13 protein-coding genes are annotated in these 13,721 nt (G+C 70.6%); 10 read left to right on the forward strand and 3 right to left on the reverse strand.

Translation table 11 applies throughout. The features are described from left to right. Positions 1–46: 46 nt before the first annotated feature. From ACTWQO_RS03245 to ACTWQO_RS03265, 5 genes are all read left to right on the forward strand, one after another. Entirely contained in the window at positions 47–1,186 is a 1,140-nt protein-coding gene (locus ACTWQO_RS03245) for a sugar kinase (protein ID WP_443235646.1), read from the forward strand. Continuing rightward, on the forward strand, positions 1,183–1,944 hold the full coding sequence (locus ACTWQO_RS03250; protein WP_443235647.1) for an IclR family transcriptional regulator: 762 nt from the start codon (positions 1,183–1,185) through the stop codon (positions 1,942–1,944). Before ACTWQO_RS03245 ends, ACTWQO_RS03250 begins: the two co-directional genes overlap by 4 nt. Next, complete coding sequence (locus tag ACTWQO_RS03255; RefSeq protein ID WP_443235648.1) at positions 1,941–2,351, forward strand: RidA family protein; 411 nt, start codon at positions 1,941–1,943, stop codon at positions 2,349–2,351. The genes ACTWQO_RS03250 and ACTWQO_RS03255 overlap by 4 nt, the downstream gene beginning before the upstream one ends. Before the next feature lie 129 nt (positions 2,352–2,480). Next, on the forward strand, positions 2,481–3,959 hold the full coding sequence (locus ACTWQO_RS03260) for a GntP family permease (protein ID WP_443235649.1): 1,479 nt from the start codon (positions 2,481–2,483) through the stop codon (positions 3,957–3,959). A gap of 65 nt (positions 3,960–4,024) precedes the next feature. Then, positions 4,025–4,543: a hypothetical protein gene (locus tag ACTWQO_RS03265; protein WP_443235650.1), complete on the forward strand. Its 519-nt coding sequence runs from the start codon at positions 4,025–4,027 to the stop codon at positions 4,541–4,543. 20 nt (positions 4,544–4,563) lie between these two features. On the opposite strand, the gene ACTWQO_RS03270 is transcribed toward ACTWQO_RS03265, so the two are convergent. Beyond that, positions 4,564–5,919, reverse strand: coding sequence for a M14 family metallopeptidase (locus ACTWQO_RS03270; protein WP_443235651.1), 1,356 nt, complete (start codon positions 5,917–5,919; stop codon positions 4,564–4,566). A 321-nt stretch (positions 5,920–6,240) separates the two neighbouring features. Here ACTWQO_RS03270 and ACTWQO_RS03275 point away from each other — a divergent pair, with 321 nt between their 5' ends. From ACTWQO_RS03275 to ACTWQO_RS03295, 5 genes are all read left to right on the forward strand, one after another. Beyond that, complete coding sequence (locus ACTWQO_RS03275; RefSeq protein ID WP_443235652.1) at positions 6,241–8,559, forward strand: ATP-binding protein; 2,319 nt, start codon at positions 6,241–6,243, stop codon at positions 8,557–8,559. Positions 8,560–8,599: 40 nt separating this feature from the next. Continuing rightward, a complete protein-coding gene (locus ACTWQO_RS03280) occupies positions 8,600–9,508 on the forward strand; it encodes an anti-sigma factor RsbA family regulatory protein (protein ID WP_443235653.1) in 909 nt (302 codons plus the stop codon). Between the two features lie 75 nt (positions 9,509–9,583). Then, positions 9,584–10,060, forward strand: coding sequence for an ATP-binding protein (locus ACTWQO_RS03285; RefSeq protein ID WP_443235654.1), 477 nt, complete (start codon positions 9,584–9,586; stop codon positions 10,058–10,060). Positions 10,061–10,133: 73 nt separating this feature from the next. Then, entirely contained in the window at positions 10,134–11,444 is a 1,311-nt protein-coding gene (locus ACTWQO_RS03290) for an Nramp family divalent metal transporter (protein WP_443235655.1), read from the forward strand. Between the two features lie 27 nt (positions 11,445–11,471). Beyond that, positions 11,472–11,867, forward strand: coding sequence for a hypothetical protein (locus ACTWQO_RS03295; RefSeq protein WP_443235656.1), 396 nt, complete (start codon positions 11,472–11,474; stop codon positions 11,865–11,867). Here the strand turns inward: ACTWQO_RS03295 and ACTWQO_RS03300 are convergent. After that, positions 11,849–13,090: a hypothetical protein gene (locus ACTWQO_RS03300; protein ID WP_443235657.1), complete on the reverse strand. Its 1,242-nt coding sequence runs from the start codon at positions 13,088–13,090 to the stop codon at positions 11,849–11,851. The genes ACTWQO_RS03295 and ACTWQO_RS03300 overlap by 19 nt on opposite strands. 47 nt (positions 13,091–13,137) lie before the next feature. Continuing rightward, positions 13,138–13,656: a SigE family RNA polymerase sigma factor gene (locus ACTWQO_RS03305; protein ID WP_443235658.1), complete on the reverse strand. Its 519-nt coding sequence runs from the start codon at positions 13,654–13,656 to the stop codon at positions 13,138–13,140. Positions 13,657–13,721 lie beyond the last annotated feature (65 nt).

Genomic DNA, 13,721 nt, shown 5'->3' on the forward strand with positions numbered 1-13,721 from the left:
GGGTCAACGGAGCCGACACCGCACCACCCGAGGAGCTACGACCATCGTGACCGTCACCGGACCCTGCAATGCCCCCGACGTCGTCGACGTCGTCGCGCTCGGCGAGTCCATGGTCACGTTCCTGCCCACCCGCCCGGGCCGCCTCGCCGACGTCACGTCCTTCGACCGCGGCATCGGCGGCGCGGAATCCAACGTGGCGTGCGTGCTGGCCGCCGCCGGGCACTCGGCTCGCTGGGTGAGCCGCGTCGGCACGGACGGCTTCGGCGACCACCTGACGGAGGCGATCGGGGGGTACGGCGTCGACGTGTCGGCGGTACGGAGGGACCCGGAGCGTCCGACGGGCGTGTACTTCCGTACGGCGGGGGACCGGGCGACCGATGCGCACGAGGTGGCGTACTACCGGGCCGGGTCGGCTGCGTCGGCGATGGCCGTGGAGAACGTGGACATGGAGGCGGTGCGGGCGGGGAGGGTGCTGCACTTGTCCGGGATCACGGCGGCGCTGTCCGACGAGTGCTTCGGCCTGCTCTGGCAACTGACGGCCCCCCGCCCGGACCGACCGCTCATCTCCTTCGACGTCAACTTCCGCCCCGGCCTCTGGCGCGACGCCGACGGCCCCCGCGTCCTCCTCGACCTCGCCCGCCGCGCCGACATCGTCTTCGTCGGCACGGACGAGGCCCGCACTGCCTGGGGCATCACCGGCGGCCCGGAAAACATCCGCGAACTGCTGCCGGAGCCGGAGGTGCTGGTGGTGAAGGAGGGGGCGAGAGGGGCGACTGCGTTCTCACAGGCGCAGCCTGCGGGCAGTCGTGCCGCTGGGGCGGCACGGGTGGGCGCAGGCGGCACCCCGTCAGCGCCGGGCAGCGCGACCCACCCCCGGCCCACCGCAACCCCGGTCACCTTCGTCCCCGCCCTCAATGTCACCCCCGTAGCCGCGGTCGGCGCCGGCGACGCCTTCGCCGCCGGCTTCCTCTCCGGCACCCTCCGCGAACTCCCCGTCCGGGACCGCATAAGGCACGGCCACCTCATGGCCGCAGCCACCCTCACCGCCCCCGGCGACCTGGCCGCACCCCCCACCCGCGACACCGCCGACCGCCTCGCCGCCCTCGACGACGAAGCGTGGGGGACACTTCGACTCGGCCCAGGCTGGACGACCCAGCAGGCCGACGAGGAGGTACGCACCCCATGAGCCAGACCGTCGACCGCGCACTGAGCATCCTGCCGCTGCTCGCCGAGGGCCCCGCCGACCTCGGCCAGGTCGCCGACCGCCTGGGCGTCCACAAGTCCACGGCGCTGCGCCTCCTCCGCACGCTCCACGAACACGGCATGGTCTACCGCCAGTCCGACCAGCGCTACCGCCTCGGCGCCCGCCTCATCGCCCTCGCCCAGGAGGCGATGGAGAACCTCGACATCCGCGAGATCGCCCACCCCCACCTCGTACGCCTCAACGAGCAGTGCGGACACACCGTCCACCTCGCCGTGTACGAGGAGAACGAGGTCCTCTACATCGACAAGGTGGAGAGCCGCTACCCGGTGCGGATGTACTCCCGGATCGGGAAACCGGTGGCCATCACCGTCGCCGCCGTCGCCAAGCTGCTGCTCGCCGACCTCCCCGAGCACGAGCGCCGCGCCCTCGCGGAGAAGCTCGACTACCCCATGTACACGGCCCGTTCGACGCCCCACCCGGACGCCTTCCTCAGGGAACTGGCCAAGGTGCGCGAACAGGGCTGGGCCACCGACCTCGGCGGCCACGAGGAGTCCATCAACTGCGTCGCCGCGCCGATCCGCGGCGCCGACGGCCGGGTCGCCGCCGCGATGTCGGTGTCCGCGCCCAACGTCGTCGTCACCGCCGACGAACTCCTCACCCTGCTCCCGCTGGTCCGCCGTACCGCGGACGCGATCAGCGGCGAGTACTCCGGCCGGACCTCGACGAAGGATGTCGTATGACCGACAAGATCGCCCTCACCCCCAAGACCCACACCACGCCGCCCGCGAAGTTCTCGCACGGAGTGAAGAAGGGCAACATCCTCCAGGTCGCCGGCCAGGTCGGCTTCCTGCCCGCGGTCGAGGGACAGCCCCCGACGCCGGCCGGCCCGACCCTGCGGGAGCAGACCCTCCAGACCCTCGCCAACGTCAAGGCGATCCTGGAGGAGGGCGGGGCCTCCTGGGACGACGTGATGATGATCCGCGTCTACCTGACGGACGTCGCCCACTTCGCCGAGATGAACGAGATCTACAACGCGTACTTCGAGGAGCAGGACCTGACCCACCCGCCCGCCGCGCGCACGACCGTGTACGTCGGCCTGCCCGCGGGGCTCCTCATCGAGATCGACGCGCTGGCCGTACTCGGCTGACCTGACCGGCAGACACCCCCTCAACTCCCGCACGCCGTAAACGGCTCGGCACCCCTCGGGGCGCCGAGCCGCGATCCCCCCTGCCCGAAAGCCTCATGCACTTACCGCATTTACGAAGAGGACCCCCGAATGTCCTATCCGCTCGCCGCCACCGCCCCCGCCGAAACCCCACCCCACACAGGAGGCCTGCTCCTCCTCATCGACGGCACCGCCGGACTCCTCACCGTCGCCGCCATCGGCATCGCACTGCTCCTCTTCCTGATCATCAAGGCACGGCTGCAGCCGTTCGTCGCGCTGCTCGCGGTCTCCATAGCCGTCGGCCTGCTCGCGGGCCTCTCGGTCACCGAACTCTTCGGCACGGTCCAGCGCTCGGACGCCGTGTCCACCATCGAGTCCGGCATGGGCGGCATCCTCGGCCATGTCGCGATCATCATCGGCCTGGGCACCATGCTCGGCGCGATCCTCGAAGTCAGCGGCGGCGCCGAGGTGCTGGCCTCGCGGCTGCTGAACCTCTTCGGCGAGAAGCGGGCGCCGCTCGCGATGGGCGTCACCGGCGTGATCTTCGGTATCCCGGTCTTCTTCGACGTGGGCATCTTCGTCCTGGCGCCGATCGTGTACGCGGCGGCGAAGCGGAGCGGCAAGTCGATCCTGCTCTACTGCCTGCCCCTGCTGGCGGGCCTGTCGATGACCCACGCGTTCCTGCCCCCGCACCCCGGCCCGGTGGCGGCGGCGGGTCTGCTCCATGTCGACCTCGGCTGGGTCATCCTCATGGGCGTCGTCTGCGGCGTCCCCGCGGTGCTGGCCGCCTGGGTGTTCTCCGACTGGATCGGCAAGCGGATCTTCGTCGCCGTACCGCAGGACATGGTGGAGGCGGCGGCCGAGGCGAAGCTGGCGGTCGTCAACGAGCAGCGTGAGGCGGGCGTCGCGCCCCAGGAGAAGCCGGTCCCGCTCGGCACGGTCCTCGCCATCATCGGTACGCCCCTGGTGCTGATCCTCGCCGCGACCTTCTCCTCCATCGCCCTGGACCCCTCCACCGCCCGCTCGGTGATCGAGTTCTTCGGCAGCCCCTTCGTCGCCCTCACCATCGCCCTGCTGCTCGCGTACTACCTGCTCGGCATCCGGCGCGGCTGGTCCCGCAAGTCCCTGGAGACGGTGTCCACGTCGTCCCTCAAGCCCGTCGGCAACATCCTGCTCGTCGTCGGCGCGGGCGGGATCTTCGGCGCCATCCTCAAGGCCAGCGGCGTCGCCCAGGCCCTCTCCGACACCTTCAACGACGTCGGCCTCCCCGTGATCGTCCTCTCCTACCTGATCTCGGTCGTCCTGCGCGTCGCCCAGGGCTCGGCGACGGTGGCGATCGTCACGACGGCCGGCATCGTCGCGCCCCTCCTCTCCGAGGGCGACCACTCCCAGGCCTTCATCGCCCTCGTCATCATGGCGATCTCCGCGGGCTCCATCTTCGCCTCGCACGTCAACGACGGCGGCTTCTGGATGGTCGCCAAGTACTTCGGCATCAGCGAACGCGACACCCTCAAGACCTGGACCGTGCTGGAGACGGTGCTGTCGGTCGTGGGCTTCGTCGTGGCGGCCGTACTCAGCCTGTTCATGTAGGCGTCTGATAACGAAGTCGGGGCTGGCTGTGTACGACACAGGATCGTCGACCATACTGCTGCGCTGTGGAGCAGCGCATAGGTTCGAGCAGCCAGCCCCTGGACGGCGCCGGGGTCGACCCGGCCTTCATTCCCGGGATCACCCCACCCGTGTCCGAAGAGCCGGAGGACGTGAAGCCGGAGGACACGGAGGTGGAGGAGCCGGTCGAGGAGGAGACGCCTGAGGAGCCTGCCGCCTCCGAAGAGGAGGAGCAGGAGCCCGAAGCGGAGACCGATGAGCAGACCGAGGAGGCCCCCGACGGGCCCGTCTTCGAGGCCTCCGACCGCCGCGCCAAGATAGTCGCCGACCACCGCGGTGTACGACTGTCCCTGGACGACCAGGAATGCGAGTTCCGCTGGGACGAGATCGGCGCGGTCGAGACGGAGTCCCCCCGCTTCGGCAAGCGTTTCACCATCACGGTGCACACCCCTGACCGCCGCTGGTACCCGATCGAGATCGAGGCGACGGCCAGGAGCAGCTTCAAGGAGTGGGAAGAACAGCTAGACGCTGTCCTGGACACCTACTTCGACGAGAACGCCGCCTAGGGGCGCGAGGAACCGCGCACCTAGCTGCAGTACTGGGCCTCTTTCCCAATGGACCTGTACATGCAGTCCGCGTTCTCCAGCAACTGCAAAACGGCATCCCGGTTCCGGGACGTCTCCCGCTCGATCACCTCGTCGGGCGGGTAGAACCCACCCCCGGAACTCGACGACGGATACATCTCGAAGGTGTACCCGAAGATCTTCTGGTTCCCCCACAGCCAGTCGTCGATCGACCCGTCGGTGATGTACAGGTCACTGGACTGCTCGGGCGTATAGCCGTTACTCGCGGCCATCTTCCCGCCCACCGTGGCGAAGGCGTTCCGGTCGTCGGCCGTCATACCCGTCGTCGTGTCAGCCGTCGTGTACCCGAACGGCCACAACACCAGCTCGCTGTACGTGTGGAAGTCGACCCCCGCCTTGATCTGCTGCACACCACCGACGACCCGGCTGCGCACGAAGTTGGCGACCACCTTCACCTCGGGCGCGGACTCGGCGGCGGTGCCCCGGTACGTCTCCGAGGACGTCGAACCCGACGACCCACCACAGCAGCCCCACCGGTAGTTCCAGTTCCGGTTGAGGTCGGTGCCGACGTACGAGGAACCGGAGTTGGGCTGCCGGTTCTTCCGCCAGGAGCGGTAGGAGCCGCTCGCGATGTCGTACTCGCCGCCGTCGGGGTTGAGGTCGGGGACGATCCAGATCTCGCGGTTGTTCACCATGCTGGTGACACGGGAGTCGGTGCCGTAGTCGGACGTCAACTCCCGCAGCAGATACAGCGCCATCTCGACGGTGAGGTGCTCACGCGCGTGCTGGTGGTGCGTGAACAGCACCTCCGGCTCGGACTCGTCGGTGCCGACGTTGTCGCTGATCTTGATGGCGACGATGTTCCGGCCCTGGTACGACGTGCCGATGGTCCGCTGGCTGGCGATGCTCGGGTTGGCCGAGACGAGGGAGTTGATCTCGCTCGTCATCTCCGCGTAGTTGTGGTACTTGGAGTCGGCCGACGGGAAGTCGAGCAGCCGTACGTCGTCCTCGCCCGCCGAGCGGTCCGGGACCGCGCCCAACGGTGTGACCTCGTAGCCGAGTTGGCGCAGCTTCTTGATCTGGTCGGCGCGGCCCGAGACGACCAGCCCGTGGTCGTCGGCCTCGTCGACCGTCACGCCGGCCTGCTGGATCGCCGTACGGTCCTTGACCGTCGAGTGCATATGGACCTCGTACTGGCGGATGTCGTCCGCCGAGGCCGTGGGGCGGGCGCCGCCGTCCGCGGTGGCGTTCGTGGCCGTCGCGGCGAGGGGGGCCGCGAGCGCGAAGGCGGCGAGGGCGGCCAGCGCGGCGGTTCGTCTGCCGCCTCGCGCGCCTGAGCCGCGTATGCGAAGTCGCATGAAATCTCCTTGTTTCTCCAGTAATTCCGGGGTCTCCGGAGTGGGGAGTGGAGCTGGGGGGTGTCTCTCTGCGACGTACTGGGTGCGGGTGTGGCGCTCATGGTGGAGGTATGGCATGGCCCGGTCAAGAGTTGGCCGGGAGTCAGTGGCCGAAATGGGCCGGGCAGTGTACGCGCGCCCGTCCTGGCAGACCCGGACCCGGGCGAAGTGCACCCGACGGTGTGACCGCAGCGTGCAAATATGCAATCCGCCGGGGGAGAGTGGGGGATCTCACCCCCCGCGCTTTCCTCGGACCCCCACACCCCCAAGGACTGGCTGATCATGGGCGGATCAGCGCCACGACGGGACCGTCACCTGCCGGCCGAGACGACCAGCTTCGTCGACCGCCGGGACGAACTGGCCGAAGGCCGGGAGCTGTTGGCCCGCGCCCGGCTGGTCACGCTCACCGGTCCCGGCGGCGTCGGCAAGACCCGGCTCGCCGCGCGCCTCGCGGCCCGGGTCGCCCGCGCCTTCCCGGACGGCGTCCGCTTCGTGCACCTCGCGGGCCTGCACGACCCGGCGCTCGTCCCGCTCGCCGTCGCCGACGCGCTCGGCCTGCACGACCACTCCACGCAGCCCCCGCTGGACGCCCTCGTGGAGCAGGTGCGGGACCGGCGGCTGCTGCTCGTCGTCGACAACTGCGAGCATCTGCTGCCCGCCTGCGCCGAACTCGCCGCCGCCCTGCTGCACGGCACCACCGGCGTCCGTGTCCTCGCCACCAGCCGCCACCGTCTGGGCCTCACCGAGGAACACCTCCTGGACGTACGGCCGTTGCCGGTCCCCGACCCGGACGGTGACCTCTCCGCCGCCGACGGCTACCCCGCCCTCGCCCTCTTCGCCGACCGCGCCGCCGCCGTCGTTCCCGGCTTCCGCCTCACCGCCGCCAACCGGGCCGCCGTCGCCCGGCTGTGCCGCCGCCTCGACGGCCTCCCGCTCGCCATCGAACTCGCCGCCGTGCGGATGCGCGTCCTCGGCGTCGAGCAGCTCCTCGACCGCCTCGACGACCGCTACCGCCTGCTCAACGCCGGCAGCCCGGCCGCCCTGCCCCGGCACCAGACCCTGTGCGCCGCCATCGACTGGAGCCACGAACTGTGCACCGAGCGCGAGCAGTTGGTGTGGGCGCGCGCCTCCGTGCTGGCCGGCAGCTTCGACCTGGAGACGGCGGAGGCCGTGTGCGCGGACGGAGAGAAGGTCGGCGCGCACGACGTCCTCGAAGCCGTCGCCGGACTTGTCGACAAGTCGGTGCTGTGCCGGGAGGCGGGCCCCGACGGGGTGCGCTACCGGCTCCTGTTCACCCTGCGCCACTACGGCCTGGAGCAGCTGCGCCGGCTGCCCGGCGAGGAGACCGCGGCCCGGCGCCGCCAGCGCGACTGGATGCAGCAGTGCGCCGCCGCCCGCGAACGCGCCTGGTTCGGTCCAGGACAGCGCGAGACCGTCGCCCGGCTCCGGGCCGACCAGGACAACCTGCGCGCCGCCCTCGACTTCTGTCTCACCGCCCCCGGCGAACGCCTCGCCGGACTGCGGCTCGCGGGCACCCTCTGGTTCTACTGGCACGCCTGCGGCGCACCCCGCGAGGGCCGCTACTGGCTCGACCGTGCCCTCGACGCCAACCCCGAGCCGACCTCCGAACGCGCACGTGGTCTATGGGTCGCCGGCCTCCTCGCCGCCGCCACCCAGGACCTCGCCCGAGGCCTGGGCCTCGCCAAGGACGCCCGCCGCCTCGCCCGTCACCTCGGTGACCCGGCCGAGACCGCCCACGCCGAGTACGTCATCGGCGTCCTCCAGCTCTTCGGCAACGACCTGCAGATCGCGCTCGCCCACTTCGAGACCGCCGTCGCCCGTGGCCGCGTCCCCGGCCAGCACCTCAGCATGCACGGCCTCGACAAGGTCGAACTCGCCTGCGCGCTCGCCCTGTTGGGCCAGGCGGACCGTGCCGTCGCCGTCTGCGAGGCCGCGCTGTCCGAATGCGCCGAGCACGACGAGGACTGGGTGCGCTCCTACCTGCTGCGGATCCTCGCCCTCGCCCACACCGTCCGCCAGGACTGGTCACGCGCCGAACGGCATGCCCTCGACGCGCTGCGCCGCAAGCTCGACCTCAACGACGTCATCGGCATCGGCCTCACCCTCGACCTGCTCGCCGTGATCTCCGCCGAACGCGGCAACCCGGAACGCGCCACCGTCCTGCTCGGCGCCGCCGACCGCGTCTGGGCCGACATCGACAAAGGCCGCTGGGGCTCGGACGCCCTCAACTCCGCACGAAGCCAGTGCGAGGAGCGGGCGCGCGACAAGCTGGACGGGCCCGCCTTCCAGCGGTCGTACGAACGCGGCAGCGCGTACGTACTCACGGAGGCCGTCGCCTACGCCCTCAGCGACGAACAGCCACCGGACGACACCGGCGAGCGGCCCTCCAACGGCGTCCGCCTCACCCGCCGTGAGACGGAGGTCGCCGCGCTCGTCGCCGAAGGGCTCGCCAACCAGCAGATCGCCGACCGACTGGTGATCGCCCGCCGAACCGCCGAAGGCCATGTGGAACGCATCCTCAGCAAGCTCGGCTTCAGCAACCGCAGCCAGATCGCCGCCTGGGTGGCGGCCCAGCGCTGAACCCGTCAGGCACCTCCCTCCCAGACCTCGAAGGGAACCCGTGACCATCCAACCCGCCCCAGCCCACGGGGCGTTCGACCACCGTATGGCCGTCTTCGGCACGGACGACGCATTCGTCGCCGCCGCCCTGCCGTTCCTCACCGAAGGCCTCGGCGCCCCCGACGAACCCCCACCCGTCGCCATCGCGGCCCCCGCCAAGCTGGACCTCCTGCGGGACGCCCTCGGCGGCGACGCCAAGAGCGTCGGCATGATCCCGCAGACCGACTGGTACACCGGCAATGCCGCCAACGCCGTCGCCCAGGGCGCCGGTTACCTCGCCGCGCACGCCGGACCAGGCGGCCGTATCCACCTCCTCATGGAACCCGTCTGGGACGGCCGCGCCGGACGCTCGCCCCGCGAGACCGCCGAGTGGATCCGCTACGAAGCCCTCGCCAACCTCCTCTTCGCGCCGCTCGCGACCACCGCGCTGTGCGCCTACGACACCCGCACCGCCGGAGCCGCCATCGTCGCCGCCGCCCGCCGCGCCCACCCCGGCAGGGGGACTCACGTGGACCCGGTCACGCTCGCCGCCGAGCTGGACGCCGTACCTCTGCCGGAGCCTCCGGCGGACGCGCAGCACCTCCACCACCCGGACCCGGACGCGCTGTGCGCCGGGGCGGTCGCCCGTGGACTGTCCGCCGCGGACGCCGAGTTGTTCGCCGGCTCCGTCCTCGCGGCGGCGGCCTCCCTCGGGCCGGTCACCGGTGCGCTGCTGTGGGGCGCCGGCCCGGCCTGCGTCTGCGAGCTGCGCACCACGCGCCGCGTCGCCGACCCGCTCGCCGGGTTCGTCCCGCCGCCCGACGCCGCACTCGAACCGGAGCAGGGGCTGTGGTTCGCCCGTCAGGTGTGCGCGTACGTGGATGTGCGCGACGACGCGGAGGGGGCGACCGTACGTCTGCAGTACGGGTAGGCGTACGTCGACGCAGGTACGGAAACAGGTAGTCCTCCCCGTGTGCGGTACACGCGGGGAGGACACCGTAAGAACATGCTGCAACTCTCCGGGGGACGCCTCCCGGAACCCGGTCCCAGGTACGGCGCCTACCCCCAACCGCCCTTGGGGGCAGGCCACTTGAGCGTCGAGTACGAGCCTCGCCCCACCTCGGTCCGCGAGGCCCGCGGGGAGGTCCGCCGGCAGCTGGAGATATGGGGACTGGGCGAGCGGGAGGACGTGACCGACACTGCCGAGCTGCTCGTCAGCGAGCTGGCGACCAACGCGCTGCTGCACTCCGAGAGCAGGTTCACGCTCACGATGACCGCCGCGCATGGTGTGCTGCGGTGTGAGGTCACTGACGCGGGTGATGGACAGCCGCGAGTGCTGGACGCGGGGACGTCGGAGAGCGGCCGGGGGATGTTCCTGGTCGAGGCGCTGGCCCGCCGCTGGGGCTGCCACCAGGACGGGCCGGGCACGACAGTCTGGTTCGAGCTCGATACGTGTGGCTGCCACGGCTGTGGCCGGCGGTAGCCGTGTGCGCATCGGGTGCTGATCGGCGCACGCCCCCTTGTGTCGTCGTACGCTTTGCGCTTTCTTGATCGGCATGGCGGAGACGACGGGAAACCAGACGACGGGTCAGGCCACTACCGCACCTCGCAAGTCCAGTTGGAAGTACATCGGGCCCGGCATCGTCGTCGCGGCGACCGGTGTCGGCGCCGGTGACCTGGTGGCGACGCTCATCGCGGGCAGTAACTTCGGATACACGCTGCTGTGGGCCGCCGTCATCGGCTGCCTCGTCAAGATCTCGTTGGCCGAGGCGGCGGGGCGCTGGCATCTGTCCACGGGGCGGACTCTGTTCGACGGGTGGGCGAGTCTGGGGCGTTGGACGACGTGGTTCTTTGTCGTCTACGTCGTGATCTGGGGCTTTGTCTATGGCGCGGCGGCGATGTCGTCCAGCGCGCTGCCGCTCCAGGCGCTGTTCCCGGACGTGATGGACCTCAAGTGGTGGGGCATCGCGTGCGGGCTGGTCGGGCTGGTGTTCGTCTGGTTCAACAAGTACGCGGTGTTCGAGAAGGTCATGACGGTGCTGGTCGGCGTCATGTTCGTGGTGACGGTGTATCTGGCGATCCGGGTGACGCCGAACCTCGGTGACGCCTTCGCCGGTCTGCTGCCGGTCCTCCCCGACGAGAAGGACTCGATCCTCAACACGCTGGGTCTGATCGGTGGCGTGGGCGGCACCATCACGCTGGCCGCGTACGGGTACTGGGTCAACGCCAAGGGGTGGACGAACACCGGGTGGATGAAGGTGATGCGCCTGGACAACCGGGTCGCCTACGCCACGACCGGCATCTTCGTCGTCGCCATGCTCTTCGTCGGCGCGGAGATGCTGCACTCCGCGAACATCGCCATCGCCAGCGGCGACAAGGGCCTCATCCAGCTGAGCGACATCCTGGAGGACGAGTACGGCTCGGCGACGGCCAAGTTCTTCCTGATCGGCTTCTTCGCCACCTCCTTCACCTCCCTCATCGGCGTCTGGCACGGCGTGAGCCTGATGTTCGCGGACTTCGTGGCCCGGCAGCAGAAGCGCGAGAAGGCGACGGGCGAGGAGGTGGCGTCCGGCGAGCGCGAACGGTCCTGGCCGTTCCGCGCCTACCTGCTGTGGCTCACCTTCCCGCCCATGGTCCTGCTCTTCGAGGGCCAGCCCTTCCGTCTCATCATCATCTACGGCGTCCTGGGCGCGGCCTTCCTCCCCTTCCTCGCCGGCACCCTGATCTGGCTCCTCAACACCTCACGCACCCCACGGGAATGGCGCAACGGTCCGGTGAGCAACGCGATGCTCGCGATCGCCGGGCTGCTGTTCCTGGTGCTGTGCGTGAAGCAGATCTGGGACCAGCCGTGGTCCGAGTTCTTCTAGCTCCTCGGGCCGCGTTACCGTGCGCTCATGCAGCAGCCCGATCCCGGCCCACCGCCGTCGTCACCACCGCCCGGCTTCGGCCCGCCCCCGCAGCCGTACGTCCCCGCGCCGCCCGGCCCGCCGCCGTACGCCCCGCCCCAGGCTCCCGCGGGCCCGGAGTTCCTGGCGGTGGACCGGCGCAACGCCGTCGTCGTGGACGGCGCCGGGGTCTCCTTCGAGAACCACGGCATGAACCTTGAGCTGACCTGGCCCGAGATCCGCAGCGTCCACTACAAGGCGAACGGCAACGTCCTCGTCGTCGGGGTCGTCCATGTCGACGGGCGGTTCTTCGAGTGCGCGGTCGACGCCAAGCGCGGCGATCGGCTGCGGGAGTGGTTCGGGCAGCTGGCGGGCGTGCTGGGGTACTACCGGCCCATGGGCTGAACCCACTTCGGGCTGAGGGCGATCTCCCGCAGTTCCTGCTTCGTCAGGGCGGGGGTCTCGCGGCCGGGGGCGCTGTGCTGGTCGGCGGCGTTGAAGGCGCTGACGACGACACGCAGGCCGTCGGTCCGGATGGTGTCGGCGGTCCACATGACGGTCCCGGAGACGCCCTTGTCGCCCGAGCTCTCACGGGTGACGACCTTCGTGCCGTCGTCCAGGGTCTCGGCGTCCGGGCCGAACAGCTCGTCTTCGACGTCCTTCATGCCGGGCTGCACATCGACCTGGACGTAGCTCTTGCCCTTGCCGTCGTCGACGACGAGGTACGTGTAGTCCGTACCCCTGGTCACCACCTCGACGTCCTTCGGAAGAAGCCCGATGAGTGTCGTCAGGGTCGGGGTGGTGGTGTCGGGACCGTCGGGCGGCGTGCTGTTCAGTTCCTGAGGGATGACGGCGATGACCGGGCTCCACTGCGATGCGGTGACGAACGCCTTCAGCTCTGCCGTCGACAACGGCGGTTCCGGCCGGCTGACCGGCTCGCCCTTCTGGGCGGGGGCGTTCCACTCGGTCAGGCCGATGTGCTGCCCGTGGGAGGTGACGAGCTCCGCGCGCCACTGCTTCGTCTCCTCGCGGCGGTCCGGATACTCGTACCCCTGGATGAGCATCAGCGTCGAGCCGCCGACCAGCTTGGTCGTGGTGCAACTGTCGTACGGTGCCAGCGCCTTGTCCGGACAGGTGGTGATGGAGCGGGCCTCCGCGCTGCCCGGTTCGACCCGGTTCAGGGTGAGTCCCATCGCCGCCGGGCCCTGGCCGTCGTCGTAGACGAGGCTGGAGTACGACGGGTAGCTGTCGGTGCCGCCCGCCACCTCCTGGGAGAACTTCCCCTCGGGGAGCAGCGACTTGAAGATCTTGAGCACCTCCTCGGCCGGGAGGGCGTTGGGCTCGGACGTGGCCGAAGAGGCGGGCGCGGTCGTCGTACGCCCGGAGCCGACGGACTGCTGTCCGCCGCCGTCGCTCCAGGGCACGACCAGCGCGCCGCCCATGCCCACGGGGGCGATGGCCGCCGCGCTGCCGACGACCGTGGCGCGGCGGCGCAGCCGCAGCCGGCGGCCGCGGGCCTGACCGGCGGCGGCGAGGGCCGACCGGTCGGTGTCGAAGGTGTCGCCGGCGTCGCGCAGGGCGTTGCCGAGTTGGCGCTCGAAGAGGTCTTCCTGGTGTTCGGAGGGCATGACAAACCACCGTTTCTGCAGAGGTGTCGGTCTGGGCTCGATGGCGATCAGGGGGCGGCGTACTCGTCCATGTCCTCGCCGAGGAGTTCGCGCAGCCTGGCCAGCGCGCGGGTGCACCGGGTGCGGACCGCGGCCGAGCTGGTGTTCATCGCGTCGGCGGTCTGCTCGATGGAGCGGTCCTCCCAGTAGCGCAGGACGACCACCGCCCGGTCCTTGGCGGGCAGCCGGGCGAGCGCCTCCAGCAGCGTCAGCCGCAGAGAGGTGTCGCCGTCGGCTGCGTACGGCAGCTCCGGCAGGACGTCCGTGGCGCGCTCGGTGCTGCTGCGGCGGCGCTGATGGGCGAGGAAGGTGCGGGTGAGGACGGTCTGCGCGTACCCCGCCGGGTTGCCGACCCGGGAGACGCGTCCCCATCTGACGTACAGCCGCCCGAGGGTCTCCTGCACCAGATCCTCGGCCAGATGCGTGTCCCCCGCGGTCAGCAGGCACGCGGACCGGTAGAGATGCCCCGCTCGTGCCGTCGCGAACGCCGCGTACTCTTCGTACCCGCCCGCGCGGACCTGTCTCATCTACGCCCCCATCGTCGGCCTTCACCTCATTGATGCGGTGGGCCCGGGGAAATGTTTCACAGCGA

Source organism: Streptomyces sp. 4N124 (assembly GCF_052245395.1).
In the GTDB taxonomy this organism is placed as follows: domain Bacteria; phylum Actinomycetota; class Actinomycetes; order Streptomycetales; family Streptomycetaceae; genus Streptomyces.